Consider the following 26,703-nt stretch of genomic DNA (forward strand, 5'->3'; position numbering starts at 1 on the left):
AAATTGGGTTGTCTTCATAAGTTTTCGGCTTTAAATTTAATAATTTTTACTGAACGCGCTCCTGCGTCGCTTGTCGAATTCTATTTTTAAATGGCCGAATTTTGGGGAAGCTTACAATTCCTTCTGTTAAACAAAATATTGCTGAAATAAAAAAGATTATAGAAAGTCTATAATATCTGAATTTTTCAGACATTGATAATTTTATTTTTTCATTTTCAATTATTTCTTTCAACTTTCGGTTTTTGTTTACTGCCAACGTTTTTGTATAAAGAAAGTTGCGTTTTTGACAACGAGGAATTTCCGAAGGAAATTCTGAAGTTGGCAAAATTGCAACAATTTTTGATAAAGCTAAAAGTAGCAATTTTTTTTATACGGTGTTGTAACCCGTTATTATTCCTCTTTTAGCTTTTCTACTCTTTGTCTTATTAGGTCAACTTGTTCTTTATAAAATTCTACTGACTTAATAGCATTAATTCTTTTTTCATAATATTTTATTGCATTTTCAACATCTCCTCTAAGCTCATAAGTCTCGGCAATATCAAGAGTGTATTTAGAATTTTGATTTTCAGCTTTTTTGAATTCAACTATTGCCTCGTCAAACTTTTTTTGTTTTACCAAAGTCTTTCCAATATAACCTAGGGCTGTCGGAAATTCATAACCACTTTTATTCATTGAGATTTTAAATTCTTTAATAGCCAAATTTAAAGAATCAATTTGGTAATAAGCTATTCCTTTTTGCATTTCCAAAAAGTAAATTTCAGGATATTCGTAAATTAACTTATCAATAGCTTTAATTGCTAATTGAGGGTTTGCATAAATAAGACTGTCAATTTTTGGAGCGATTTCATTATGATAAAATAAACTTCTTTTCACTTGTGTTCTTTCTTCCTTGGATTCGTTTGATTCATAAAGATTATATATTCCAAAACCAAGAAGTCCAACTGCAGCTATAACCGTTGTTATTGCTGAAATAGTGGCTAATATCGAAATGAAGTTTGCGAATTTTTTCATTAATGGGTTACAACGTTGTTGTACAAGGTTAGTTGCGTTGGTTTAGCAATATATTTACTAAATAATTACTGACAAAGAAAATCCGCGAGGATTTTCGTAAGTAAGCAAAAAGTAAGCAATTAATTTTGTACGGTGTTGTAAACAGTTTTTTATTTTTTCCGATTCATAAATTCATTCAGTTTTTGTTTAATTAACTTAGACTCTTCATAAGTAATTCTTAATTTATTTAGAGGAAATGAAAATTTCTGATTTTGGTCAGTCACTTCAAGAGTGGATTTATTTCCATTGTAATTCAGAGATTCAATTCCGATAAAAATCCGTTCTACATAGATTTTATTCCGAATAATTAGAATTATTCTATTTTCGGTCAGAATTAGAGAGTTTAATTTTTTTCTTGTCAGGAAATATAAAGCAGAGAGAACAGAAACCCAATTACTGAAAATAGCTTCAAAAAAAGACTGCTCAGATTCCTTTTCCAACAGAATAATTCCAGATTCAGTTTTCAGAATATTATTAATTTCTTTTCTCGTCATTTTTTCGTTTTCCGAAATTGTTTACAACTATTATATATGCGCAACTTTATATAACTTTTTTAAATTTTATTTTGCGCACAATCTTTGTCCAAAGTAACTATTTATTATCAAAACAACAAACTCAAAAGCATAAAAAAATCCGTAAAACAATGATTTGCGCTACGGATTTTAAAAATTAATATAGGATAATAATTACTTCACCACCCAATTGCCACTGTCTAGTAATGGAATGGCTTGTTTGAATTTTACTTCTTTTTCTTCACCCGACATCACATTTTTGATGGTTACTTTTTCGTTTCTACCAATTTTTGGTTGTTCACGTACAATTGTTTCAACAGGGGCTTGTTGCTGTTGTCTAGAGTTTGCAATGGCTCTTTCAGTGCTATTTTGAACTTCTGCTTTGCTCGTATTCAAACGTTCTCTTTTTTGTTGACGCGCTTCCGAAATCTGATTGGTGTCTTGTGTGGGCAATTCTCCTTTGAACAAGAATGACAATACTTCTTTATTGATGTCTTCTACAGTTTGTTTGAACAATTCAAATGCTTCAAATTTATAGATTAACAACGGGTCTTTTTGCTCATAAGACGCATTTTGAACAGATTGTTTCAAATCGTCCATTTTGCGCAAATGTTCTTTCCAGTTTTCATCAATAATCGCCAAAGTGATGTTCTTTTCAAAGTCGGTAATCAAGCTTTTTCCTTGACTTTCGTACGCTTCTTTTAAGTTGGTGACTACTTGCAACGATTTGATTCCGTCCGTAAATGGCACTACAATTCGTTCATAACGATCGCCTTCGTTTTCATACACCCCTTTGATGACAGGATATGCCAAAATCGCATTTTTCTCAATCTTGGTTTTGTAATGTGCCGTTACAATTTCATACAATTTGTCTGTAATTTCTTTTTCTGATAGTTTTTCAAAATCAGCTTGCGAAATAGGAGAGGTCATGGATGAAAAACGAATCAGTTCAAATTCGAAATTCTGGAAATCTTTAACTGCTTTGTTTTTGGTTACAATGGCATCGCAAGTATCATAAATCATGTTGGCAATATCTACTTGCAAACGTTTTCCATCCAACGCATTTCGTCTTCTTTTATAGACAAATTCACGTTGAGAATTCATGATATCATCATATTCTAACAATCGCTTACGGATGCCAAAATTGTTTTCTTCTACTTTCTTTTGGGCACGTTCAATAGATTTGGTAATCATGGAATGCTGAATCACTTCGCCTTCTTTCAATCCCATTCTGTCCATCATTTTGGCAATTCTGTCAGAACCAAATAAACGCATCAAGTTGTCGTCCAAAGCCACATAAAATTGTGATGAACCCACATCTCCTTGACGTCCAGCACGTCCTCTTAACTGCCTGTCAACACGTCTTGAGTCATGACGTTCTGTACCAATAATCGCCAAACCACCTGCTTTTTTTACCTCTTCTGTCAACTTGATGTCTGTTCCACGCCCAGCCATGTTGGTTGCAATGGTTACCACGCCAGGTTTTCCTGCTTCAGCCACAATATCTGCTTCACGTTTGTGCAATTTGGCGTTCAAAATATTGTGCGGAATTTTGCGCATTTGCAACATTCTTCCTAACAATTCTGAAATTTCTACGGAAGTTGTACCCACTAAAACGGGTCTTTTTTCGGATACCAATTTTACAATATCGTCAATAACTGCATTGTATTTTTCACGAGAAGTTTTGTACACCAAATCTTCTTTGTCATCTCTTGTAACAGGTTTGTTGGTTGGAATTTCAACAACATCTAGTTTGTAAATTTCCCAAAATTCGCCAGCTTCAGTCACTGCAGTTCCAGTCATACCTGCCAATTTACGGTACATTCTGAAATAATTTTGAAGTGTAACCGTAGCAAAAGTTTGAGTTGCGTCTTCGATTTTTACGTTTTCTTTCGCTTCAATGGCTTGATGCAATCCATCAGAATAACGACGACCATCCATGATACGACCTGTTTGCTCATCCACAATCATGACTTTGTTTTCCATCACTACATATTCCACGTCTTTTTCAAACACAGTGTAGGCTTTCAACAATTGATTTAGGGTGTGAATTCGCTCACTTTTGATGCTAAAATCGCGGTATAATTCTTCTTTTTGAGACGCTTTTTCTTCAGGAGTTCCTTCTGATTGGTCAATTTGCCCCACTTTTACCCCAATATCTGGCAATACAAAGAAGTTGTCATTTTTTGTAATTTCTGATAAATGCGCAATTCCTTTGTCAGTCAAATCAATTTGATTGTTCTTTTCTTCTACCACAAACCACAAATCTTCGTCCACTTCTGGCATCAATTTGTTGTTGTCTTGCATGTAGTGATTTTCGGTTTTTTGCAACAATTGTTTGATGCCTTCTTGAGATAAAAACTTAATCAAAGCTTTGTTTTTAGGCAAACCTCTATACACTCTCAATAATAAAAAACCTCCTTCTTTGTCTTTTCCTTTCGAAATCAATTTTTTAGCTTCTGCCAAAACACCAACTAAATGTTTGCGTTGCAATTCTACCAAATCCGCTACCAAGGGTTTTAGTTCATTAAATTCATGACGATCACCTTGAGCCACAGGACCAGAAATAATCAAAGGCGTTCTTGCATCGTCAATCAACACAGAATCTACCTCATCAATAATGGCATAATTGGGCGCTCTTTGTACCAAATCATCTTTAGAGCTTGCCATATTATCGCGCAAATAATCAAACCCAAATTCGTTGTTTGTTCCATACGTAATATCAGCATTGTACGCTTTTCTACGTGCATCAGAATTTGGTTGATGATAATCGATACAATCTGTTGAAAGTCCGTGAAACTCAAAAATAGGGCCCATCCAAGCGCTATCACGTTTTGCCAAATAATCGTTGACAGTCACAACGTGAACACCTTTTCCTGAAAGTGCATTCAAATAAACTGGCAATGTTGACACTAATGTTTTTCCCTCACCAGTCATCATTTCAGCAATTTTTCCTTGATGCAATACAGAGCCACCAATCAATTGCACATCATAATGAACCATGTCCCAAGTGACAGGTTTTCCTGCAGCATCCCAAGAATTTGCCCAATAGGCTTTGTCGTTTTCTAACGTAATATGCGCTCTTTTTGCTGACAATTCACGGTCAAATGGCGTAGCTGTAACTTCGATTTCTGGATTGTTTACAAAACGAATGGCAGTTTCTTTCACCACTGCAAAAGCTTCAGGCATGATGTGAAGCAACACTTCTTCAGAGGCTTTGTAAGACGCATCTTTTAAAGCATCAATTTCTGTGTAAATTTCTTCTTGACGGTCAATAGAAGCCGTTTTAGCTTCTGCTTCCAACACATTGATTTTGTCTTCAAACTCTTTGGTTGCCTCCGTGATTTTGTTTTTAAACTCTTGGGTTTTTGCACGCAAAGCATCATGAGAAAGTTTCGAAATTTCGGATTCAAATTTGCGAACGCTGTCAATAATAGGTTGTAGTGTTTTTAAATCTTTTTGCTGTTTATCACCAACAAAAATTTTAATAATTGAATTTAAAATACTCATTTTATGTGTTTTAGTTCAGTTAATATCTCACTGAATTTTATAATAATAGTTCAGGAAAAAACCATCCTGAAAAAATAGTTTCAGTAGGTTGTTATACAACAAAAAAAAAGCCTCTTGAGAGACTTTGTTTTATGTGTTAATATTCATCCTCGTTCCAAAGATAATCTTCTTCAGAAGGATAATCTGGCCAAATCTCAATGATAGAATCGTAAGGCTCTTCCTCATCCTCAATATCTTGTAAATTTTCTACAACCTCCAAAGGCGCACCAGTTCTAATGGCATAATCTATTAATTCGTCTTTGGTTGCTGGCCAAGGTGCATCTGCTAAATAAGATGCTAATTCTAATGTCCAATACATTTCTTATCGTTTAATTTTGTGCAAAAATAATTTTTTTACTCAATTACGCAAGTCTTTTTTAAGAAATATAATATAATAAAAAAAGAACGTGCTATAATTTTTCGGGAATCCATTTGATTTCCGCTATTGATAGGTCTTGAGACAACTTTCGTGCCAACACAAAAAGATAGTCAGAAAGTCGGTTTAAATACATTAAAATAGTATGGTTAAAGGGCTCTTCTTCGTGCAATGCTACTGTTAAACGCTCAGCGCGTCTGCAAACACATCGTGCAATGTGACAGAATGACACAGTAGTGTGACCACCAGGCAAAATAAAATGTGTCATTTGCGGTAAGGTGGTTTCCATTTGATCAATTTCGTTTTCTAAAAATACAATAGATGCTGCATCAATTTTCGGAATATTCAAGCGTTCATTGCCATTTTTCAAGGTTTCTTTTTCTGGTGGCGTTGCCAACATGGCACCTAAGGTAAACAAATCGTGTTGAATTTTTAACAAAGATTTTTTGACATCTTGACTGATTTCTTGGTCTTTGATCAACCCAATATAGGCATTCAATTCATCAACAGTACCATAACTTTCTATGCGAATATTGTTTTTTTGAACTCTTGATCCTCCAAAAAGCCCTGTAGTTCCCTCATCACCTGTTTTTGTATATATTTTCATTACTTTTTGTTGAAAATTAAAACGGCAAAGTTACAAAGATTGTTTCCTAAAACACTGTTAAACTCTGATTTTAAAATGTTCTTTTTCTTGCTCTTTTCTGAAGAATACCAACCCAAAATAATACAAATCAATGGTGACTGTGGCTTGCTTATTTTCGCAAATGGATTTCCATTGTTGCTGCGCTTTAAGGTTTCTATGAATTCTGTGAAACACCAAACATAATTTGGGCATAGCTGAGAAAGAATCATTCAAATAAAAATTCTCTACATCATTGATAAATAGTATTTTATAATCGCTATTTAAACTATTTTCTAACTCTTTTGGCTGCGAATATACGTGTTCCACTTTAAAATAATCACCTATCTTTTGTAGGATTTTCAGCTCTTTTTTAGATAGATTTTTTGCAGTAATATGGACTTTATGTTGCTCCAATTTTGCTGATTTTAGATACAATCCTTTCGTAACAAAATCAAACACAAAAGGCGAATGCACCCCATGTTGATTGGTGGAGGTGAGTAGAAATTGAATTCGAGCAATGAGTTTGAAAAACAACAATTATAAATTTGATTTTGAAGTGCAAAAATAGGGTCTATTTTAATGATAAAAAAATCACTATTTTCGTCATTAGAAAAAAGAAACAATAATAGATATGATTCCAGAAAACGAATACGCGCCATATTATAAAAACTACATTCAGCAAATCGAAAAAAACGGCAAATCGATTGTTGCCAATCTTGAAATTTCTCAAAAAGAATTTGAGGAATCGCTCTCTGAACTTTCCGAAGAAAAACAGCTTTATGCTTATGAACCTGGAAAATGGACTGTAAAAGAAGTGGTGCAGCATGTCATAGATACAGAACGTGTTTTTTGTTACAGAGCCTTGCGATTTGCAAGAAATGACAAAACGGCTTTACCTGGTTTTGACCAAGATTTGTTTGTGGCAAATGTGGATGCAAATGCTAGAAATTGGACAGATTTGTTAGCGGAAATGGCAATCGTAAGGCAAGGAACTATTTTATTATTTAAAAGTTTTTCGGAAGAAGCGTTGCTGAGAATAGGAGAGGGTTCAGGTAAAAACATGTCAGTCAGAGCTATTGGATTTTTGTGCTCAGGACATCAAATGCATCATTTAAAAGTGCTTAAAGAAAGATACTTTTAGGTTCAATATTCAAAGTTTCGGGTTTAAAGTTCAACTTTGAATTTTAAACTCGAAATTTTAAACATATTCAGTAAGCATTCGAAATTCCTGAATTTATTTTTTTAGAAAACTCCTGTATTGATGATGTTGTTGCCTTCAATAATTATAGAAAAATTACCAATTTCAATATTTGCGCCATTATTATTATCTTTTGAGAAAAATCCTGTAAGGACTAAATATTGACTTGAATCATTTACTACAGTATTTCCAAGAGAAGCAATTGTAATTTCTAATTCAGAACCCAACGCAATTCCATTTGAGTTACTTTTACCATTATATTCAATTTTTCCTCCAGTTTGACCAGGAATAAAAGCGGCATTTCCATGCAATATGATGGTAGTAATCAATCGATATCTATCACCTTCTACAATTTTGCGGTCAAAATCAGAGATGTACGTAAGTACTGGTGAATTTGTTTTGGTAGTATCTGCAGTTAAAGAAAGTTTTAAATTGTAAGGATTGCTCGTCAAATTTTTAGAAACTTTTACTTCTAGTTTGCTATGATCACCTAAAATCCATTCTGGTTCAACTCCTGTTCTTAAAACGTCTAGATCTGTAAATTTTATAGTGCCAGTAATTTTGGCATTTACTGTAAGGTTGATGGGTGTTTAATCAATAGAGGTTTGAGTACAGGAAAAGAGAAAAATTGACAATAAAACTGAAAGTAAAAATATTTTTTTCATTGAAACGCTTGTAAAATGTAAAATTAGTTCTTTTTTTAAAATTAAAAAATTAGTATTCAATTTTATCTTGTTTTTCCGTCCATTTTTGAAAAGGTTCTAATGCAATTTCTCTCCCAATCTGCTCAAAAGGAATGCTTCTTTTTTCATAAGGCAATGGAATTTCTTTGTATATAAAAGCATCATCAAAGCCAATATTTGCAGCATCTTGCTGATTACTTCCGTAAAAAACTTTGTCAGGTCTTGCCCAATAAATGGCTCCCAAACACATAGGACAAGGCTCGCAAGAAGTATAGATAATGCATCCATCCAACTGAAAAGAACCAATATTTTTGCAAGCATCTCTAATCGCGGTAACCTCTGCATGTGCAGTAGGATCATTGGTAGATGTTACTTTGTTATTTCCACGTCCAATAATTTCTCCATCTTTCACCACAATACAACCAAAAGGGCCTCCTTCGTTGTTTTGCATTCCTTGTAATGCTGCTTTTACAGCTTCGTTCATGTAGTTTTCGTGGTTCATTTTTTAGCTTTTAGGTGTTTGCTTTTGGCTTTTAGAAAATAGCTTTTAGCTTTTAGAAAATAAATTAAGAAGCTGAAATTTAAATAGATAACTTATTTATATTTAAACTAAAAACTAAAAACTAAAAATTTAAAACTAAAGTCTATTTCAAACTCCCAATCATTTCTTCAGGTTTTACCCAAGCATCATAGTCTTCTGGAGTTACATAGCCCAAACGAACTGCTTCTTCTTTCAAAGTAGTGCCATTTTCATGAGCAGTATTGGCAATTTCGGCAGCTTTGTAATAGCCAATTTTTGTGTTCAAAGCAGTCACCAACATCAATGAATTGTTCAATAATTCTTTAATTCTTGTGTAATTTGGTTTAATTCCAATGGCACAATTTTCATCAAAAGAAACACAAGCATCTCCTAATAATTGCGCAGATTGTAGCACATTTGCAGCCATCATTGGTTTGAAAACGTTCAATTCATAATGACCTTGTGTGCCACCAATAGTCACAGCAACATCATTTCCCATAACTTGTGCACACACCATGGTCATGGCTTCACATTGTGTAGGATTTACTTTTCCAGGCATGATTGACGAACCTGGCTCATTTGCAGGAATGATAATTTCACCAATTCCTGAACGAGGACCTGAAGCCATCATGCGAATGTCATTGGCAATTTTATTCAAAGAAACTGCCAATTGTTTCAATGCGCCATGCGTTTCTACGAATGCATCATGTGCAGCCAAGGCTTCAAATTTATTTTCAGCGGTGATAAAAGGCATTCCAGAAAATTCGGCAATATATTTGGCAACCAACACATCATAACCTTCAGGCGTGTTCAATCCTGTACCTACTGCAGTTCCGCCCAAAGCCAATTCAGATAAATGCGCTAACGTGTTTTTCAACGCTTTCAATCCGAAGTTTAATTGTGCTACATATCCTGAAAACTCTTGACCTAAAGTAAGGGGAGTAGCATCCATCAAATGCGTACGTCCTATTTTCACTACGTTTTTAAATGCTTCTGATTTTGCTTGTAACGTATTTCGCAATTGTTCAACACCTGGAATCGTAGTTTCTACAATTTTTTTATACACAGCAATGTGCATTCCTGTAGGAAAGGTATCATTGGAAGATTGTGATTTGTTTACATCATCATTAGGCTGAATCGCTTTTTCACCTTCTCCAATTTTTCTTCCAGCCAATTCTTGTGCTCTGTTCGCAATCACTTCATTCACATTCATATTGGATTGTGTGCCAGAACCTGTTTGCCAAATCACCAATGGAAATTGGTCATCTAATTTTCCTTCTAAAATCTCATCACAAACTTGTGCTATCAAATCTCTTTTTTCTGATGACAATACACCCAAATCACAATTGGCATAAGCAGCCGCTTTTTTCAAATATGCAAAACCATAAACGATTTCCAATGGCATAGAGGCTGCAGGACCTATTTTGAAATTGTTTCTTGAACGCTCCGTTTGTGCGCCCCAATATTTATCAGCAGGAACATGTACTTGTCCCATAGTATCTTTTTCGATTCTGAATTGTGTCATTATATATGAAGTTTAAACAAGTTACAAATTTACAAAAACTAAGGCAAAAGAAGTGTTGAAAGTTGCAAAACTCTAGGCAGTCTTTTTCAGTTTTTTGGTAAATTGTTGATAAGAAATTTTCTTTTTAAGATAAAATTAATCGATTTGATAGCAACATTTGAAAATATATTTTTTATTTTTGCGTTATTAAATTATCAAATAGAATACAATGTTAGATTTTTCGCAATTTTCAGGATTAGTGTTGTTCATGTTTATCTTCACAGCAGGTTTTTGGTTGTTATTATTTTTACTAACATTTGTAGTGCCTTATTGGATAGGAGGTACTATTTGGGAAAATATGAAATTAAAAAAAGAAGCTAAAAAAGCGGCTGAAGCGGCTGAAGAAAAATAGTTCTTCTTTTACAGATATTAAAAAAAGCTCGCATTTTGCGAGCTTTTTTTGTGATATAAAGATTTCAATCTCCTCAAAAAAAAGAGCCAAAAGGAATGCTTTTGACTCTTTTCCAACTATTAAAAACTAACTAACCAATAACTAAAATACAGTAGTAATGTATTTGTAGTTATATTTTCTTCTTGCATTCCAAAGACTTCTTTTGTATTGGAAAATTTCGGTTGAATTGCTTTTCTTATCTTCTTTAATTTTTATGTCTGTTGTATTCATGTTTTTTAATTTTATTTACTCTTATAGGACGTTTGCATTTCAAATACGTTACGAAACTATAAACTGTTTAACAAACTTTTAAGACTTACCGAGTTCAGATTGATATTGAACAAAATCTATGTAATCCATAAAAAAAGTCCAGCATTTGCTGGACTTTAGGTATATAAATAAGTAGTTATTTCTTATTGATTTCCTAAGATAATAGGCAATCCATCTTTACCAGAACCAATAACAATCACTTTACTATTCTCTGAACCTGCCAATTTTAAAGTAGCTTCAATTCCTTTTTCTTGTAAGATTTTATCGGTCAAAGAAGCACTTAAAATAAGATTGGCTTTTGCTTTTCCTTCTGCATCAATTTGTTGTCTTTCTGCTTCTTTTTTTGCTTTTGCAATTCTAAATTCATATTCCAATGATTCTTGTTCTTGCTTCAGTTTTGTTTCGATGGCATTTTTTATGGTTGTGGGCAATTTTACATCTTTCACCAAAACTCTTTTCACATTCAGGTATTGATCTTTTAAAATGATTTGTACTTCATCCAAAATTTCTTGTTCAATGACATCTCTTTTACTTGAATACAATTGTTCGGGTGTATAACGTCCAACAACACTTCTAGCAGCTGCATTGATAGCAGGATCAAGAAGTTCACGTTCATAATCTTCTCCTTTTGTTTTGATTAACAATCCTAAATTTTGAAACTGAGGTTCATACCAAATCGTTCCATTTACTTTTACTTCCAATCCATTGATTGATAACACATTCATTTCATCAGAAACAGATTGTTGACGTACTTTTCTGACAATCATTCTATTCCATGGAGCTACAATTTGAAATCCTTCTCCATAGGTTTTCTCGGTATTGATACCGCCTGTAAATTGTTCAAAAATTACACCACCTTCACCTGGTCCAATGGTTACTGTGGATTTTGAAAAAACGATTATTAACACTACTGCAAGGATAATTAAGGGGATACCTCCCTTTGGAAAATTAAACTCTAATGGATTTTTTGACATCTTTTTATTTTTTTATTTTTTCAAATTTACGACTTATAAAGTGGAATTACAATCTATGTTTTCAGAAAATTCTGAGATGTCCAATTCCAATGTGACATGTTCTATTTGAAATTCATCATGCAAAAGGGTGCGAATATCAGCTTTCAAAATTGCAACTTCCTCCCACAAAACGACTGAATTTTGAACAATCAAATGAGCTGAAAAAACAGTGTATTCACCATCCATAGTCCAAATATGACAGTCTTTTATGCCGATAATAGTTTCATTTTCTAATAATTTAGTTTTAACATCTTCCACAGAAATTTTTACGGGAACACCTTGCAATAAAATTACAAAACTCTCTTTTCCGTTTTTAAAAACATTGTACAAAACATAACAAGCTATTGCAATGGATAAAATGGGATCTAATACAGGAATTTCATAAAACTGCATGATGATACTAGCAGCTAAAATAGCCAACCAACCCAACACATCTTCAAACAAATGCAAAGCAACCACTCTTTCATTGATAGAAGTTCCTTTTCTGAGTTTTAAAACTGCAACACCATTGATGATAATTCCCAAAACAGCAAACCACATCATTCCTTTTGCATCTGAAACTTCGGGCGAAATGATTCTGGGTATTGATTTGATAATCACCAAAATTGACCCTATTAAAAGTATTGTAGAATTGATGATGGCGCCCAGCAAAGAAAAACGTCGAAATCCGTAAGAATAGGTTTTGGTTGCTTTTTTCTTAGAAATTTTTTGAAAATACCAAGCCATTCCCAGACTAACGCTGTCTCCCAAATCATGCACAGCATCAGACATGATTGCCATACTATTGGTATAAATTCCGCCAATAAATTCGACAATGGTAAAAAAAGTATTGAGTAAAAATGCAACACCTATATTTTCAGAGGAAGAAGAATGATGCGAATGTTGATGTGAATGATGATGTGAATGATGATTTCCCATACACTAAATTTTACCAATATATTTTCTTACAAACCATTCAATCGTCAATAATCCAATAATGACAAACAACATCCATCTCCAATCCAGCATTTCTTGCTCTTTTTTGGATGCTTTTTGAATCGTATAAAAGGATTCATTTTGAGAAAGATCTTGCAATAATGTCTCTACTTGATTTTGATAATACATTTTACCGCCAGAATTCAGGGCTAATTTTTTTAGTTTTTCTACATTCGCTCGTGTAAATTGTTCTTCCATTTGATACTCTGAAATCACAAATTGCCCTGATTTTGTCAGATTTTGTCCCAAAACAGTGACTGTATAACTGTACAAACCAGAGGTTAAATTTTCAATTGCCACTTGATAAGAATTGTTGAGTAAGGAGAATGGAAATTTCAAAACCTTTTTTGTGGCTTCATTTTTTAGGGTGATTTCAAGAGAAGCTCTTGGGTCAAATTTATAAGTATTATCCAAATAAAATGCGGAGATATTGATGGTTGAATTGGCTGAATATAAATTGTCAGCACGTACTTCCAAACGATTTCTTTTCTTGTTGGATGCTAAAAAGCTTACCAAATTCCCAACAAATCCATCAAACTCTTCAAAAGAATTTGTTTGTAAAAAATTGGCAGCTCGCCATTTCCAGAAACCTTCACCAAAAAGGGTGGCAAATTTATGCGTCTCCTCGTTTACTGTGGCTAGCAAAGGAGTTTTTGTTTGAATTCCATTGATATTTTGATACAACAATGTTTGGTATTCTTTGGTAAAAAGAATTTCTCCAAAACGATCTTTCAAAGGAGGAAAATCATCGAAACCAATATTATTTTGCAAAAAAGTAGCATACGAATTATTGAAAATAGCTCCGTAATTTTCAGTTTGATTGATGGCTTTTTTTTGAAAACCCAATTGTTGTGTATTTACAAAATTCCAATCCGTGTTTGCACCCGAAATAAACAAAAAAGGTAATTTGTTTGCTTTTATTTCAGAAAGGATATTTTTAAAACTATTTGTAACTTGATATAGAATAATTAACTGATAATCAGTAATTTGATACTTAAAATCATTGATGAACGAAATACTTGCTTTTCGTTGTTTATTGCTTTCAATTGACTTTTTAAGTACTCCAATATCAGGATGCAAAACAGAAGTTAAAATCAACACATTTGTTTGTTCATCAATCACTTCTACCGTAAAATCTTTTGCATTGTTTTTGATGTTTTTTTCATTGCTAATTTTTTGCAAAGACGCATTGTAAAAATGAATTCCTTTGGATGTTGATTCGATTGTTGTGGAGATGGTAACCGTATTTTTTTGTGGTGTAAAGAAAACATTTTTGCTAAAAATGGTTTTTCCTTTGGATGAAATTGTAAAGACCGAAGAAACATTTTCATTTCCCTCGTAATTCAGCAAAATTTCAACAGGAAATTTATTTCCTAAAAAACTGTAGGTATTCGCATTTATTTGGGTAATTTTTACATCCGAATACACTGTAGTATCTCCAAAAATAACAGGGTAAATGGGTTGTTTCGAATTTATAAATTCGTAATCAGACCCAATGGTTTGATTGCCATCTGTCAATAGAATAATAGGTGCAATTTTAGCTGCATTTAGTTTGTTTGTTTCTGCAATTGCCTCAAAAATATTGGTCTCATTTTCAGAAAAAGTGAGGCTATCTTGCAATTGTAAGGCTTTTCCAAATTGAAAATTTTGAATCTCAAACTTGTCTTTAATGACTGAATTAGTATTCAATTTATCCTGAAAACCCACTATATTTTTTGTTTCATTAAAAAAAGCAATGGAAGATGAGTTGTCTGTCAGTAAGGACAATACAGGTTTTTCGTTTTGATAAACCTCATTTTCAATACTCGGATTTATGAATAATGAAAACAACAAAAACAAACTTAGAGCTCTTAAAATCAACAAGAAAGGCGTGAATTGATGCTTCGTTTTTTCTTTATAATAATACTGAAAATAGGCTATTGAAAAACTCAATAACAAGGCTAAAAAAAGTAGAAATAGGACAGTTACTTGCAATAGTTTGATTTTAGCGGAAAGATAACTATATAGTCGGAAAAAGAAAAACCTACAACAGTATTTGTTGTAGGTTTTTTAAAACATTTGAAAAAAGAATTTACAGTATCAATTCATTCCTCCATCCACAGAAAGCGTTTGTCCAGTAATGTACGAACTCATATCAGAAGCTAAGAAAACGCAAGCATTTGCAATATCTTCAGGCTGTCCTCCTCTTTTTAATGGAATGGAATCTCGCCAACCTTGTACTACTTTTTCATCCAATTTATCGGTCATTTCTGTTTCGATAAAACCAGGAGCAATCACGTTGCTACGCACATTTCTTGAACCCAATTCCAATGCAACTGACTTCGAAAAACCTATAATTCCTGCTTTTGAAGCCGCATAATTGGCTTGCCCAGCATTTCCTTTTAAGCCAACTACGGAACTCATATTGATGATAGAACCACTGCGTTGTTTCATCATAGGACGAATCACAGCTTTGGTTAAATTGAAAACAGATTTCAGATTTACTTCAATTACAGAATCAAAATCCTCTTCGGAAATTCGCATTAATAAATTGTCTTTGGTAATTCCGGCATTGTTTACTAAAATATCTACTGTACCAAATTCAGTCACTACATTCGCAACAAGTTCTTGAGCAGCATCAAAGTTAGCCGCATTCGATTGATACCCTTTTGCGGAAATTCCGAAAGATTTCAATTCATTTTCCAACGCAATTGCAGCATCAACAGATGAGCTATAGGTAAATGCAACATTGGCACCTTGTTTGGCAAATTCAATAGCAATTCCTCTTCCAATTCCTCTTGTAGCTCCAGTAATAATGGCTGTTTTATTTTCTAAAAGTTTCATTTTTAATCATATTTAAAGTCCCAAAGATAGCTTTTTTTAGGAAAAAAGTTTTTTGAAAGCTAATTTTAATTACATTTAACGATTGGAAACTATCTAGCTATGAATCAATAAAATAGTTTCAGAAAACCAACTAACCAACTTTATTTATTATGAAAAAAACGATTACACTATTGCTGTTATTGACGTTTATGATGTCATTTTCACAATCCGTCGATTACAAAAAAGCTTCTACCAAAGAAGGAAGTAATTACTATGAAATCGTTGCGAAAAAACGATCAGAAATCAACTCATTACAGTCTAAAAAAATCATTTCTAAGTCAGATATCAAAGCCATAAAACACTTTGAGAGATGGGCTTATTATTGGAGAGATCGTGTAAATCCGGATGGTTCTTTTCCTTCTGCTTTAGAGGGTTGGAAAAATGCTGGATTATTGAATAAAAAAATAGCATCAAACCCAATGCAATCAAAATTGTCTCAAGAAAATTGGACAAATATTGGTCCTCAAAGCAATCCTGATGCAAATGGGTATCCAAACCCACCAAAATTAGGACGATTGAATGCTTTTTGGAGATTTATAGCTGCTGGGAATGAAAATAATAATGTATTAATAGTAGGCGCTCCAACTGGAGGAATTTGGAAATCAACTGATAATGGAGCAACTTGGTCTCCAAAATTTGACACTTTTGCCGGAATTGGTATCACAGATATCAAAGGTTCATCAACCTCTACAACAAGTGCAGGGGTTTTATATGCTACAACAGGGGATTATGATGCACAAGAAGTTCTCAATTCTATCGGAGTTTACAAGTCAACAGATATGGGAGAAACTTGGACTGCTACTGGACTGAATTTGAATCTGAATGATGGTAAATTATTAGGGCATTTGGTAGTGATTGATGACAATACAATGGTAGCAGCTACTGCCAATGACATTATGAGAACTACTAACGGAGGCACAACTTGGACTTCTGTTTTTACACCTGGTGGTGAAGATGTAAACTTTGGAAGAATGGCAGCACATGGAACAAATATTGTAGCTACAGATGCATTTGAAGGAGTCTATTTTTCAACGGATAATGGACTTAATTGGACTGAGTTGATTGCTCCCAATGAATCTGGTAAATATGCTGTAACTGCTGATGAAAATGGAAACTTTTTTATCCAAGACAAAACAGGACAAATTAAGGCATTAAGCTTGGTTGGCTCTGGATCTGCAACAAATGTTGGGACAGCTCCAGCAGGCTATGATCCGCAAGGAGGTTTTAATCAGGTTTTGGTAAAACGTAATGGGTTTTTCTTAGAAGGTTCAGTGAATGCAAATTCAAGTAATGATAATGGTGCAAGTTGGTACACTTCCTTAAATGGCTATAAATCAAATGCCAATGATCCTGGAGTTTATGTACATTCTGACCATCATCAAGCAGGATATTTAGATGCTGGTTTGTCTTTTTGGAGTGCGAATGATGGTGGATTGTATTTTATCAATTATACAAGTCCAACAGATCAGTCTCCTACAACTGTTTACAAATCAAATGGTGTTGTAGTTACTCAAATTTATACAATTTCCATCAATCCTTCTTCTGGAAATAATGATGATTTCATGATGGCAAATCAAGATAATGATGGATTTAGTAAAGAAAATGGAACTTGGGTAAGTGTTTCTGCAGGTGATGGAGTTTGCTCAGCTATCGATTATTCAAATCCAGGCATTAGATATTTAGGAGGTACAACAGGGTCGTTAACTCGCTCAGACAACACAGGATATTCAGGAAACTATCAAGGAAATCCAATTCCTAAACCCGCAGATGGAGAATTTGTATGGCCTTTTAGTTTGCATACAACAACTTCTACCATCGCTTTTGGAGGTTTTGACGATTTGTATAAATCAACAACTATATCAACAACCACTAGTGATAATCTAAACGAAATTTGGACAAAATTAAATGCAGGTGTGGGAAGTCCCATTTCTTTTGACAATCAAGGTGATTATATTGCAGTAGTTGGGAAAAACGGAATTACGCGTTCTAGCAATGGAGGAAATTCTTGGACTGCAATGACACAACCTACAGGACAACTTGTAAACTCATTTTCAATTAATGCTGCAAGTACCGCTGGGAATACTATTTATGCTACTGTTAAAGCATACAATGATGGCAATAAAGTATTTAAGTCTACAAATGGAGGTGCAACTTGGACAAACATTTCTGGAGATTTACCCAATATTTTGATGAAAAAAATCCTTTTCAAACAAAATCAATCTAGTGAATATCTGTTTGTAGCCACAGAATTGGGAGTCTATTTCAGTGGAAATGGAGGTACGAATTGGAATAAATTAGGTGCAAATCTTCCAAATGTGATTGTCAATGACATGAAAATAAATTACGCAAATGACAAATTATATATTGGAACTTTCGGAAGAGGTATGTGGGAAATCAATATTGCCAATGCAACTCTAGGAGCTGAAGAAGTGAGCTTTGATCATAAACCAACTGTTTTTCCAAATCCAGTGAATGACAATTATCTAACTATTCGATTATCATCAATCACTTCTCCAATTGATTATATGATTTATAATGTTGTTGGCGGTCTTGTTTCTAAGGGTAAATTGAATCAAAAAGACAACAAAATTTCTCTAGAAAATATCTCGAAAGGAATGTACATCCTTAAAATGAATGAAGGAAACAAAGTATTTACGCATAAATTTTTTGTTCAATAAATGATTTTATTGAAAAGAATAGGAATGTTAGTTGGAATCACTTTTGCATTGCTCTCTTGTAGCAGTGCAAAAGTGGTTTCTATTGATAAAATAGAAGTAAATCCAGGAGTTCTCAACACTGAATTGTATTATCGATTTATTTCTAAAATAGACACCAAAAAAGAAACAATTTTTAAGTCTGTTTCTATTGATTCAATAACAATTCTAAAATTTTCTGTTATTGACGAACTCACCCAATTACAAAGTGATTCAAAAAAATCATATCCAAAAGGGAAGTATCTTTTGCAATTTGATCTTCCAAAAGGAAAAATACTAAAAAACAAAAAAGATATTCTGAAGTTTACTTTAGAACAAAACGGCAAAAACTATTTTTTGACCTCTAAAGTTGACTCAATCAAAATAGTCAAACTTCGATAAAGAGATTTGATTTCTAACCAAAGGTATTTCACGAAATTTAGTGGATGTATCTTTCAAGAATGCTTTGTGCAATAGGTTTTATGAGGAATTAGATACTAATTTTACGAATTGCACTAGATATAATGGTGATATGAATTTTAGGAATACTTTGTGAACCTTTGTGGGATTTTGTGAAACTTTCCGCAATAGCTTTCTAAGTAATAAGACATTAATTTCACGAATAGTAACTTTATCTCTTTTTTTTTAAAAAGTTATTTTTATATAAAAACTTTGTAACAAAATAAATACTCCCTCGTCATGATAATGTACGACTGTTATAAGAGATGAAAAAATAGCAGTAAACAAAAAACCAATGAACCAATCAGACTTTCTAAAAATAGTATTACCGTTTAAAGACAAGGTCTTTCGTTTGGCAAAACGACTGCTTGTGTCAACAGAAGAAGCTGAAGATGCTACGCAAGAATTGTTTTTTAAACTTTGGAAAAGTAAAGATAAAATCGCTGATTATAACAATGTAGAGGCTTTTGCCATGACCATGACCAAGAATTATTGTTATGATCGCTTAAAATCAAAACAAGCTAGCAATCTTACATTGGTGCATAGCAATTATGAAGCAAAAGAAACGTCATTAGACAAGAAATTAGAATATGAAGATAGTGTAAATCAAGTGTATAAACTCATAGAACAATTGCCCGATCAACAAAAAATCATCATTCAATTGCGGGATATTGAACAATATGATTTAGAAGAAATTGGAAAAATGGTGGACATGAAACCCACAGCAGTCAGAGTAGCATTATCAAGAGCAAGAAAAACAATTCGTGAAGAACTCATTAAAAAACACAACTATGGAATCAGTTAACATAGAAAAAATCGTAGAAAAATACCTTGAAGGAATGACTACCTTACAAGAAGAAGCCACCCTCAGAAACTATTTCACGCAGGGAAATGTTGCTCCTCACTTGCAAGAATATCAACCACTTTTTAGCTATTTTGCTGCAGCACAAGAGGAACGTTATACCAAAACCATTCAGCTAACACCCAAGCAATCGCATCGAAAAAATCGCTATTGGTTGTCTATAGCAGCCTCAGTGGCCTTATTAGTAAGCGTATTTGTTGGCAAACAACAATACGAATTGTATCAACAAAAACAAGAAGCAGAACGCTTGTTTTCAGAATTGTCTAAAGGATTGCGCTTGATTTCTACCAACCTTCAAAAAGGAGAACAAGCAGTCGCTACTTTATACACCTATGAAGAAGCCGTTCAAAAAGTAACAGAATAAAACACAAACCAAGTAAAAGTTAAACCAAGTAAAAAGTAAAACCAAGTAAATATCGTAATCATGAAAAAAATAATTCTATTCATTGCATTAGCTCTTTCGCCAATCGTTAGTAATGCGCAGTCGTTTTTTGATTCTTTGGAAGACATGGATGGCGTTGATATGGTAGTCGTTACCAAAGATGCTTTCGAATTGATTTCAAAGTTCAAAAACGTAAAAATTGATGATAATGAAGGCATGAAAGTGTTTCAAATGATCAAAGATTTGAAAGAGTTCAAAATGTTTTCTACCAATAAAACTGCGGTTGCAGACAAAATGGAAATCATGGTAGAAACTGCCATCAAAAAACAAAATTTAACACAGTTGATGCGTATCAAAGAAGACGATTCTCGAATCAAAATTTATGTAAAAGCATCTAGCAACAAAGATTTTGTAAGCGAAGTATTGATGTTCATCAAAGGCATTAGCAAGCAAACCAACAAAAACTCAGAGTCTATGGTGGTTTCCTTGACAGGGAATATCGATATCAATAAAATGTCGAGTTTAGCGGATACATTCCTAAACGAAAATAAAAAATAAAAACTTATATAACAAGTAGTTGAGTGCTATCAACTCAACTACTTGTTTCATCTATTAAAACTGCATCCTCATGATCAAATCAAGCACAATCTTATCGTTATTGCTAGTTGTCTTTTTAGCAACTTCTTGCAACAATAACAAATCGCTTCAAAAATACCTGGTAGAAACGAGTGGTAAAGAAGGTTTTATGACCGGTGATATTCCTGTGAGCTCTTTAATTTCTCCCAAAACAGAAGTGTCTGAAGAGGTTAGAGAAACTATGAATAGCGTGAAGAAAATCAACATGGTTTTCTTAGCCAAAACTGCTGAAAATCAAGCCATGTATGAAGCAGAAAAACAAACGTTGAAAAACATTTTTACGAATAAAGACTACAAAAGTCTAGGGAAAATGAAAGCGCAAGGAATGAATATCAGTGTTTATTACACTGGCGAAACAGATTCTTTAGACGAAGTGATTGCTTTTGGATATAGCAATGAAGTGGGAGTTGGTGTGGCAAGATTGTTGGGCGAAAATATGAATCCTGCTAAAATGTTGGAAATGCTAAACAGCATCACAGTGGATGAAAACAATGTAAAAAACATTGGAAATCTCTTCGGAAAATAAGCAACCAAAAACCTCCATCTATAATTAAAAAAGCCAAGAATCATGTTGATTGTTGGCTTTTTTTGGCACTCGCAAAACTTCGGAATTCAAAACCTTGAAGGACAAATGGAAAGCATAGTAGGTAAATCGTAGATATTTAACGACGCATTAACAGCAACTGGCATGTAATTTGTTATTTTTGAACCCTAGAATATTAAAATGACTTATGAAGTTTTCTAACATCCTTTGTGTTGCGCTCTGCTTTTTGCAACAATTGATTTTTGCGCAAGATCCCACTTACCAACCTGAAAGAGAAAAAGTCCACAATCTAGTCCATACCAAACTGAATGTCGATTTCAATTTTGCTGCCAAAACCATGAATGGTGAAGCTTGGATTACTGCAAAACCTCATTTTTACAGCAGCAAATCCATCACATTAGATGCCAAAGCCATGTTGATTCACGAAGTAAAAATGAATCAAAAGCCACTGACTTTTACCTATGATGACCAACTAAAATTGACCATTCAATTGCCAAAAACCTATCAAAAAGACGAGGAATTTACGCTCTATATCAAATATATAGCCCAACCCGAAAAAGTATATCAAAAGGGGAGTGCTGCCATTACAGATGCCAAAGGCTTGTACTTTATCAATGCTGATGGATTGAACAAAGACAAACCTACACAAATTTGGACTCAAGGCGAAACAGAAGCAAGCAGCTGCTGGTTTCCTACAATTGATGCACCCAATCAAAAAACAACACAAGAGCTGTACATCACTGTTCCTGAAAAATACGCAACTCTTTCGAACGGAACACTTATCCAACAAACTAAGAAAGGGAATTTGCGCACTGATTATTGGAAAATGGATGAAAAACATGCACCGTATTTGTTTTTTATGGGAATTGGAGAATTTGAAATCATCAAAGATTCCTATAAAAACATCGCTGTTGATTATTATGTAGAAAAAGAATATGCCCCTCATGCCAAAGCTATTTTTGGATTGACTCCGGAGATGATTGGTTTTTTCGAAAGCAAATTGGGGGTGGCATATCCATGGGTAAAATACAGTCAAATGGTGGTGAGAGACTATGTTTCTGGTGCCATGGAAAATACCACTGCAGTGGTGCATGGCGAACAAGCCTATCAAAAACCTGGGCAATTGATTGATGAAAATATCCACGAAAATACGATTGCTCACGAGTTGTTTCATCACTGGTTTGGCAATTTAGTAACCTCGGAAAGTTGGAGTAATTTAACCCTCAATGAATCGTTTGCAAACTACAGTGAATACCTGTGGCGTGAGCACAAATACGGAAAAACAGATGCGGAAATGCATTTGTATGAACAAGTAATGGTCTATAAACAAGGGCAAAATACCGATAAAAAATTGGTGCGTTTTGACTATGCTGACAAGGAAGAAATGTTTGATGAAATCAGCTATAACAAAGGTGGCGCCATTTTGCACATGCTCAGAAAATATGTGGGAGATGAAGCCTTTTTCTTAGGATTGAAAACCTATTTAACCGAGTACAAATACCAAGCAGCAGAAGTGCATCAATTGCGATTGATTTTCGAAAAAATCACTGGAAAAGACCTGAATTGGTTTTTCAATCAATGGTATTTTGGGGCAGGTCACCCTAGTTTAGAGATTTCATATGATTACAATACCTTGCGCAAAACAGTTACCGTAAACGTATTGCAATTGCAAGCAGAAACCTTTCAATTTCCTTTTGCTATTGATATTTTTGAAGGTAACAACCGAAAAAGACATCAGGTTTTTGTTTCGGGAAAAGATGCTTCTTTTACCTTTCCGTATCAAACACAACCCAATTTGATTCAGGTAAATGCAGACGGAGTGTTGCTGTGCGATATCAAGGAAAATAAGGTGTTGAGTGATTATATTTTTCAATTGCGCAAAGCTGATAATTTTGAACATCGAAGAGAAGCATTGCTAGAAGTTGCCAAAAAACAAGAAGATAAAAACGCGTTTGATGCCATTGTAAATGCCTTGGATGATGATGCTTATAAAATCCGAATTTTGGCTTTGCAACAAATCGATTTGATCAACAAGTTTGCTAAAAAAGACGCCATTCAAAAAATCATGAAAATGGCAAACAACGACCCTAAAACTTTGGTACAAGCAGAAGCCATTCACACGCTAGGCAAATTGACAGACCCTGAATTGAAACCTATTTTCTTAAAAGCTTTAGAAAGCGCGTCGTATGCCGTTTTGGGCAAAGCCTTGGTGTCTATGTATTATGTGGATAAACCCGCATCAATTGCCAAATCAAAACAATTGCCTGATGAAGTGCGTCAGATTTTAGCCACGCCATTGACCCGAATTTTTATCGAAGAAAATGACGAAACAGAATTGCCTTTTGTAGCAAAAAATGTATTAGCAGGCATGTTTTTAACAGGCGATGATACTACCAAAGCGTTGTTTCAAAAAGCATTTAAGCAAATTTCGGAGACCAACAATACAGCAGCCATTCAAAATGTGGTAGATGATATGGTGGTAAAAGGCAAACAATATCAGCAATTCAATTTTGACAAAGTAGTCATCAACTTGATGCGAGGAATGATTCAAGATCAGCAAAAAGCCAACAAATCCAACAGCGAAAAAAACATTGCCATCATTAAAACTGCCATGGCAAAATTGTTGTAATAAAAGAGATTAGTGGTAAGTTTTTAGTTTTTGGTGTTTAGTTTTTTGTTTTTTGAGTGTTGAAGTTTTATTGCCATTACAAGTATTTATAAAACATTTCAGGGCTTTTTTTAAATTAATTGATAGCAATCAAACCAAAGTATCAAAAATTATTATAAAACATAATAAGCGCCTTCATTATGCAAGCAAAAAAACAATACTTTTACAATTCAAGGTAATTCTTAAAGTGTTTGCAAATTGTGAGTATTGATTTCAACATATCGTCAGTTTTAGTATTTTTTTTAATTGCGAATGGGGTGTTTGTATCGGTTTTATTATTGATAAAAAGAGACAATAAAAAAGCCAACCAATACCTCTCATTGTTAGCTTTTTTGTTAACCTTGTGGCTACTTGATACTTTTTTTGGAGTAGCAGATATTTATGGTAAAAATCCCAATTTATATTTTCTACCCATTTACTACTCATTTGCTTTTGGTCCTTTGTTATATTGTTACACATTGCAAATAACACACACCAAAAAACTATCTCTAAAAGAAAAATTCATTCATTTTATACCTGCTATCTTGCAAGGGTCATTGTATGTTTTCTTACAATTGAGTAGTTATCAGTTTCGTTTATATTTTTGGTTAGAAATTCATAGACCCTATACCTACGTTATTGAACTGGCAGTAAGTTTTTTATCATTATTGACCTATATATATTTTAGCAGGAGACATCTCTTGAAATACAAATTTATAATTGAGAACAATTATTCGAATCTTCATAAAATTACTTTGCAATGGTTAAGACAACTGCATTGGGTTCTTTTTCTAGTCTCACTTTTTTGGTTTTTTGAGACAATTGCTAGGGTAGTATGGAATTTGTATCCTTCCACACCTTTATCTTCTATAATGATGGGAGTAATCATCATTTTAATTGCTGTTGGAGGTCTGTTACAATCAGATTTAAAGATGATAAATAACGAATTTGAAACGATAGAGCAACCTCAACAAATAGCCCTGAATGACACAGAATTGCGCCAACTAGCCATCATAAAAGATAAAATGGTCAATGAACAATTGTTTTTGCAACCAGAATTGACATTGAAGGATTTCGCAAATTATGTGCAACTTCCCCCCAGAGAAACTTCCAAACTTATCAACCAAGGATTGCATCAATCATTTATCGATTTTGTAAATCATTTTCGAGTAATGCACTTTAAACTCCTTGTCAATCAAGTTGATATGAAAAAGATGAGTCTTTTGGGAGTGGCATTGGATTGTGGTTTCAACTCAAAAGCTACATTCAATAGAGTTTTCAAAAAAATGGAAGGAAAAAGTCCGTCAGAATTCATAAATGAGTCTCAAAACACGAATTAAGTCTTCTCAAAACATGTTTTGCAACGCTTAACGTTTCTTGTTATGTGATATTTGTACCATCATTTAAAACAATCTAAATATGGACAACAACACATTAAAATTTCCGAAATCTTTTATCAATTATTTCAAGTATGCAAAGGGAGTATGCTTTTTTATGATACTGCATTCTTCCATATATGCACAAGATGCATGGACTGATAAGTCTCGCATATTACCTGCTAAATTAAGGCTCATTTCCAACACCTTGACTGTAAATCACAGCCCAAACCCAAATTATCCTTCCCTCACAAAAGAGCCCGATAATCCATCCAAATATGTTTGGAAACACAGTACCACATTTTGTTCACCAACTCAAGATTTAGAAATTGTTGAAGCAGGTTCCTTTATTTGGTATAGTCCAAGTGGTTGGCAAGAAAACATACAGCTCTCTAAAGCAGCATTTATAGAAAAATTCAATTGCTTGCAAGGAATTTTAAAAAAAGGAATGTGCTATACTTATGAAAAAAATTATAGATATGGAGACCAGTTATATGGTGGTGATGCACTGTGGTACGTTATTGCAAAAGACGCTACTGGCAAACTTTATAAAGGATTTGGAATTATAGAAACAGAAACAGATTTACAAAATGACTAAGAATATATACATACTTGCAATGACCTTTTTTACGATTCAAATGGGTATTGTTAATGCACAATCTTATATGTTGGATGTTTCAACTTCTAGGTTGCAATGGACAGGCTATGCTGAAGCAGGAGGATACAGTCAATCAGGAACCTTACGTTATCAATCAGGTAATGTATCCATAGTGAAAGGTGAAATTAGTAATTTTACAATAGCTGTTGACATGACATCACTAATGCATGAAAACAAGGAGCTTGAGGGACACTTAAAACAAAATGATTTCTTTTTTGTCAGTAAATACCCAATCGCTCAGTTGAAATTTATTGAAAAAAAGAAGACTATATGTATCGTTGAAGTAACCATTCGTGGAAAAACGGAACAAGTTGAAATTACATTAAATCTAAAAAAATTAAAAGAGGGCTATTTAGTAAAAGGAAAAATGAAGTTAGATAGAACAAAGTTTGACATCAAATACAATTCATCCTCCTATTTTCAAGATTTAGGCAATTATGCTATAAAGAACGATTTTGATTTGGAATATGAACTCTTTTTTAAAAAGATGTAAGTGAACGAAAACATAACAATAAAAAATTTAAGTATGAAAATAGTATATCTATGCCTTTTTACGGTGTTCATTTACTCCTCAGTTTTAGGTCAAAATACATTGACGGCAAAACAAATAAAACTACTTGACAGCATTGCTACTCAAGATGTACCAAAAAATGCCCCTGGCATTGCTACTGCAATCATCCAAAACGGAAAAGTGATTTATGAAAAATATGCTGGCTATGTGTAAGCTTCCCCAAAATTCGGCCATTTAAAAATAGAATTCGACAAGCGACGCAGGAGCGCGTTCAGTAAAAATTATTAAATTTAAAGCCGAAAACTTATGAAGACAACCCAATTTACCGAAAACCAGATTGTTGCCAT

28 protein-coding genes are annotated in these 26,703 nt (G+C 33.6%); 13 read left to right on the forward strand and 15 right to left on the reverse strand.

Features of this window, described 5'->3' with window-relative positions:
• Window positions 1–46: 46 nt before the first annotated feature.
• The 7 genes from IU405_RS11220 to IU405_RS11250 all read right to left on the reverse strand — a co-directional run bounded on the left by IU405_RS11220 (window position 47) and on the right by IU405_RS11250 (window position 6,646).
• Entirely contained in the window at window positions 47–361 is a 315-nt protein-coding gene (locus IU405_RS11220; protein WP_197438708.1) for a hypothetical protein, read from the reverse strand.
• Between the two features lie 29 nt (window positions 362–390).
• Window positions 391–1,011: a tetratricopeptide repeat protein gene (locus IU405_RS11225; RefSeq protein WP_197438709.1), complete on the reverse strand. Its 621-nt coding sequence runs from the start codon at window positions 1,009–1,011 to the stop codon at window positions 391–393.
• 149 nt (window positions 1,012–1,160) lie between these two features.
• Window positions 1,161–1,544 carry a hypothetical protein gene (locus IU405_RS11230; protein WP_197438710.1) on the reverse strand — a complete coding sequence of 128 codons (384 nt, stop codon included), beginning with the start codon at window positions 1,542–1,544 and terminating at the stop codon, window positions 1,161–1,163.
• 192 nt (window positions 1,545–1,736) lie between these two features.
• Entirely contained in the window at window positions 1,737–5,072 is a 3,336-nt protein-coding gene (secA, locus tag IU405_RS11235) for a preprotein translocase subunit SecA (protein WP_197438711.1), read from the reverse strand.
• Between the two features lie 136 nt (window positions 5,073–5,208).
• Window positions 5,209–5,430, reverse strand: coding sequence for a DUF2795 domain-containing protein (locus tag IU405_RS11240; protein ID WP_105045754.1), 222 nt, complete (start codon window positions 5,428–5,430; stop codon window positions 5,209–5,211).
• A gap of 91 nt (window positions 5,431–5,521) precedes the next feature.
• Entirely contained in the window at window positions 5,522–6,094 is a 573-nt protein-coding gene (locus tag IU405_RS11245) for a cob(I)yrinic acid a,c-diamide adenosyltransferase (protein WP_197438712.1), read from the reverse strand.
• 57 nt (window positions 6,095–6,151) lie between these two features.
• A complete protein-coding gene (locus tag IU405_RS11250; RefSeq protein ID WP_197438713.1) occupies window positions 6,152–6,646 on the reverse strand; it encodes a hypothetical protein in 495 nt (164 codons plus the stop codon).
• A 97-nt stretch (window positions 6,647–6,743) separates the two neighbouring features.
• Here IU405_RS11250 and IU405_RS11255 point away from each other — a divergent pair, with 97 nt between their 5' ends.
• A complete protein-coding gene (locus tag IU405_RS11255) occupies window positions 6,744–7,253 on the forward strand; it encodes a DinB family protein (RefSeq protein ID WP_197438714.1) in 510 nt (169 codons plus the stop codon).
• Window positions 7,254–7,354: 101 nt separating this feature from the next.
• Here IU405_RS11255 and IU405_RS11260 read toward each other — a convergent pair whose 3' ends face one another.
• The 3 genes from IU405_RS11260 to fumC all read right to left on the reverse strand — a co-directional run bounded on the left by IU405_RS11260 (window position 7,355) and on the right by fumC (window position 10,038).
• Window positions 7,355–7,762 carry a hypothetical protein gene (locus IU405_RS11260; protein ID WP_197438715.1) on the reverse strand — a complete coding sequence of 136 codons (408 nt, stop codon included), beginning with the start codon at window positions 7,760–7,762 and terminating at the stop codon, window positions 7,355–7,357.
• Window positions 7,763–8,024: 262 nt separating this feature from the next.
• Complete coding sequence (locus IU405_RS11265) at window positions 8,025–8,495, reverse strand: nucleoside deaminase (RefSeq protein ID WP_197438716.1); 471 nt, start codon at window positions 8,493–8,495, stop codon at window positions 8,025–8,027.
• Between the two features lie 142 nt (window positions 8,496–8,637).
• Window positions 8,638–10,038 carry a class II fumarate hydratase gene (gene fumC / locus IU405_RS11270; protein ID WP_197438717.1) on the reverse strand — a complete coding sequence of 467 codons (1,401 nt, stop codon included), beginning with the start codon at window positions 10,036–10,038 and terminating at the stop codon, window positions 8,638–8,640.
• Between the two features lie 208 nt (window positions 10,039–10,246).
• On the opposite strand from fumC, the gene IU405_RS11275 reads away from it, so the two are divergent.
• The gene (locus tag IU405_RS11275) at window positions 10,247–10,429 is read left to right on the forward strand and encodes a hypothetical protein (protein WP_105045749.1); all 183 of its coding nucleotides are present in this window, start codon (window positions 10,247–10,249) and stop codon (window positions 10,427–10,429) included.
• 141 nt (window positions 10,430–10,570) lie between these two features.
• Here the strand turns inward: IU405_RS11275 and IU405_RS15790 are convergent, their stop codons facing one another.
• From IU405_RS15790 to fabG, 5 genes are all read right to left on the reverse strand, one after another.
• Window positions 10,571–10,699, reverse strand: coding sequence for a hypothetical protein (locus tag IU405_RS15790; RefSeq protein ID WP_262894642.1), 129 nt, complete (start codon window positions 10,697–10,699; stop codon window positions 10,571–10,573).
• A gap of 182 nt (window positions 10,700–10,881) precedes the next feature.
• A complete protein-coding gene (locus IU405_RS11280) occupies window positions 10,882–11,712 on the reverse strand; it encodes a prohibitin family protein (RefSeq protein ID WP_197438718.1) in 831 nt (276 codons plus the stop codon).
• 33 nt (window positions 11,713–11,745) lie between these two features.
• Window positions 11,746–12,669: a cation diffusion facilitator family transporter gene (locus IU405_RS11285; protein WP_197438719.1), complete on the reverse strand. Its 924-nt coding sequence runs from the start codon at window positions 12,667–12,669 to the stop codon at window positions 11,746–11,748.
• Between the two features lie 3 nt (window positions 12,670–12,672).
• The gene (locus IU405_RS11290) at window positions 12,673–14,700 is read right to left on the reverse strand and encodes a VWA domain-containing protein (protein ID WP_231749702.1); all 2,028 of its coding nucleotides are present in this window, start codon (window positions 14,698–14,700) and stop codon (window positions 12,673–12,675) included.
• A 105-nt stretch (window positions 14,701–14,805) separates the two neighbouring features.
• The gene (gene fabG / locus IU405_RS11295) at window positions 14,806–15,549 is read right to left on the reverse strand and encodes a 3-oxoacyl-[acyl-carrier-protein] reductase (RefSeq protein ID WP_197438720.1); all 744 of its coding nucleotides are present in this window, start codon (window positions 15,547–15,549) and stop codon (window positions 14,806–14,808) included.
• A 149-nt stretch (window positions 15,550–15,698) separates the two neighbouring features.
• Between fabG and IU405_RS11300 the strand changes: the two genes are divergently transcribed.
• The 11 genes from IU405_RS11300 to IU405_RS11350 all read left to right on the forward strand — a co-directional run bounded on the left by IU405_RS11300 (window position 15,699) and on the right by IU405_RS11350 (window position 26,569).
• On the forward strand, window positions 15,699–18,266 hold the full coding sequence (locus tag IU405_RS11300; protein WP_197438721.1) for a T9SS type A sorting domain-containing protein: 2,568 nt from the start codon (window positions 15,699–15,701) through the stop codon (window positions 18,264–18,266).
• Between the two features lie 24 nt (window positions 18,267–18,290).
• Window positions 18,291–18,683, forward strand: a complete 393-nt coding sequence (locus IU405_RS11305; protein ID WP_197438722.1) for a hypothetical protein — start codon at window positions 18,291–18,293, stop codon at window positions 18,681–18,683.
• Window positions 18,684–19,035: 352 nt separating this feature from the next.
• Entirely contained in the window at window positions 19,036–19,545 is a 510-nt protein-coding gene (locus IU405_RS11310; RefSeq protein WP_197438723.1) for an RNA polymerase sigma factor, read from the forward strand.
• On the forward strand, window positions 19,532–19,966 hold the full coding sequence (locus tag IU405_RS11315) for a hypothetical protein (RefSeq protein WP_197438724.1): 435 nt from the start codon (window positions 19,532–19,534) through the stop codon (window positions 19,964–19,966). Before IU405_RS11310 ends, IU405_RS11315 begins: the two co-directional genes overlap by 14 nt.
• A gap of 60 nt (window positions 19,967–20,026) precedes the next feature.
• Window positions 20,027–20,542 carry a DUF4252 domain-containing protein gene (locus tag IU405_RS11320; protein WP_197438725.1) on the forward strand — a complete coding sequence of 172 codons (516 nt, stop codon included), beginning with the start codon at window positions 20,027–20,029 and terminating at the stop codon, window positions 20,540–20,542.
• Between the two features lie 70 nt (window positions 20,543–20,612).
• Window positions 20,613–21,146: a DUF4252 domain-containing protein gene (locus IU405_RS11325; RefSeq protein ID WP_197438726.1), complete on the forward strand. Its 534-nt coding sequence runs from the start codon at window positions 20,613–20,615 to the stop codon at window positions 21,144–21,146.
• Between the two features lie 205 nt (window positions 21,147–21,351).
• Window positions 21,352–23,793, forward strand: coding sequence for a M1 family metallopeptidase (locus tag IU405_RS11330; RefSeq protein ID WP_197438727.1), 2,442 nt, complete (start codon window positions 21,352–21,354; stop codon window positions 23,791–23,793).
• A 239-nt stretch (window positions 23,794–24,032) separates the two neighbouring features.
• Complete coding sequence (locus IU405_RS15830) at window positions 24,033–25,151, forward strand: helix-turn-helix domain-containing protein (protein WP_197438728.1); 1,119 nt, start codon at window positions 24,033–24,035, stop codon at window positions 25,149–25,151.
• A gap of 154 nt (window positions 25,152–25,305) precedes the next feature.
• Complete coding sequence (locus IU405_RS11340) at window positions 25,306–25,785, forward strand: hypothetical protein (RefSeq protein ID WP_197438729.1); 480 nt, start codon at window positions 25,306–25,308, stop codon at window positions 25,783–25,785.
• Window positions 25,778–26,338, forward strand: a complete 561-nt coding sequence (locus IU405_RS11345) for a YceI family protein (protein ID WP_197438730.1) — start codon at window positions 25,778–25,780, stop codon at window positions 26,336–26,338. The genes IU405_RS11340 and IU405_RS11345 overlap by 8 nt, the downstream gene beginning before the upstream one ends.
• Window positions 26,339–26,371: 33 nt before the next feature.
• Window positions 26,372–26,569 carry a hypothetical protein gene (locus IU405_RS11350; protein ID WP_197438731.1) on the forward strand — a complete coding sequence of 66 codons (198 nt, stop codon included), beginning with the start codon at window positions 26,372–26,374 and terminating at the stop codon, window positions 26,567–26,569.
• Window positions 26,570–26,703: the final 134 nt, after the last annotated feature.

The sequence above is a fragment of the Polaribacter sp. BAL334 genome (assembly GCF_015767435.1).
GTDB lineage: Bacteria > Bacteroidota > Bacteroidia > Flavobacteriales > Flavobacteriaceae > Polaribacter.

Excerpts from the sequence above, each read along its gene's own strand:
- IU405_RS11310 (WP_197438723.1), top strand. The coding sequence starts at position 19,036 with ATGAACCAATCAGACTTTCTAAAAATAGTATTACCGTTTAAAGACAAG.
- IU405_RS11330 (WP_197438727.1), top strand. The coding sequence starts at position 21,352 with ATGAAGTTTTCTAACATCCTTTGTGTTGCGCTCTGCTTTTTGCAACAA.
- IU405_RS11315 (WP_197438724.1), top strand. The coding sequence starts at position 19,532 with ATGGAATCAGTTAACATAGAAAAAATCGTAGAAAAATACCTTGAAGGA.
- IU405_RS11240 (WP_105045754.1), bottom strand. The coding sequence starts at position 5,430 with ATGTATTGGACATTAGAATTAGCATCTTATTTAGCAGATGCACCTTGG.
- IU405_RS11265 (WP_197438716.1), bottom strand. The coding sequence starts at position 8,495 with ATGAACCACGAAAACTACATGAACGAAGCTGTAAAAGCAGCATTACAA.
- IU405_RS11340 (WP_197438729.1), top strand. The coding sequence starts at position 25,306 with ATGATACTGCATTCTTCCATATATGCACAAGATGCATGGACTGATAAG.
- IU405_RS11285 (WP_197438719.1), bottom strand. The coding sequence starts at position 12,669 with ATGGGAAATCATCATTCACATCATCATTCACATCAACATTCGCATCAT.
- IU405_RS11320 (WP_197438725.1), top strand. The coding sequence starts at position 20,027 with ATGAAAAAAATAATTCTATTCATTGCATTAGCTCTTTCGCCAATCGTT.
- IU405_RS11350 (WP_197438731.1), top strand. The coding sequence starts at position 26,372 with ATGAAAATAGTATATCTATGCCTTTTTACGGTGTTCATTTACTCCTCA.
- IU405_RS11305 (WP_197438722.1), top strand. The coding sequence starts at position 18,291 with ATGTTAGTTGGAATCACTTTTGCATTGCTCTCTTGTAGCAGTGCAAAA.
- fumC (WP_197438717.1), bottom strand. The coding sequence starts at position 10,038 with ATGACACAATTCAGAATCGAAAAAGATACTATGGGACAAGTACATGTT.
- fabG (WP_197438720.1), bottom strand. The coding sequence starts at position 15,549 with ATGAAACTTTTAGAAAATAAAACAGCCATTATTACTGGAGCTACAAGA.
- IU405_RS11225 (WP_197438709.1), bottom strand. The coding sequence starts at position 1,011 with ATGAAAAAATTCGCAAACTTCATTTCGATATTAGCCACTATTTCAGCA.
- IU405_RS11325 (WP_197438726.1), top strand. The coding sequence starts at position 20,613 with ATGATCAAATCAAGCACAATCTTATCGTTATTGCTAGTTGTCTTTTTA.
- IU405_RS11255 (WP_197438714.1), top strand. The coding sequence starts at position 6,744 with ATGATTCCAGAAAACGAATACGCGCCATATTATAAAAACTACATTCAG.
- IU405_RS11280 (WP_197438718.1), bottom strand. The coding sequence starts at position 11,712 with ATGTCAAAAAATCCATTAGAGTTTAATTTTCCAAAGGGAGGTATCCCC.
- IU405_RS11300 (WP_197438721.1), top strand. The coding sequence starts at position 15,699 with ATGAAAAAAACGATTACACTATTGCTGTTATTGACGTTTATGATGTCA.
- IU405_RS11230 (WP_197438710.1), bottom strand. The coding sequence starts at position 1,544 with ATGACGAGAAAAGAAATTAATAATATTCTGAAAACTGAATCTGGAATT.
- IU405_RS11275 (WP_105045749.1), top strand. The coding sequence starts at position 10,247 with ATGTTAGATTTTTCGCAATTTTCAGGATTAGTGTTGTTCATGTTTATC.
- IU405_RS11345 (WP_197438730.1), top strand. The coding sequence starts at position 25,778 with ATGACTAAGAATATATACATACTTGCAATGACCTTTTTTACGATTCAA.
- secA (WP_197438711.1), bottom strand. The coding sequence starts at position 5,072 with ATGAGTATTTTAAATTCAATTATTAAAATTTTTGTTGGTGATAAACAG.
- IU405_RS15790 (WP_262894642.1), bottom strand. The coding sequence starts at position 10,699 with ATGAATACAACAGACATAAAAATTAAAGAAGATAAGAAAAGCAATTCA.
- IU405_RS11245 (WP_197438712.1), bottom strand. The coding sequence starts at position 6,094 with ATGAAAATATATACAAAAACAGGTGATGAGGGAACTACAGGGCTTTTT.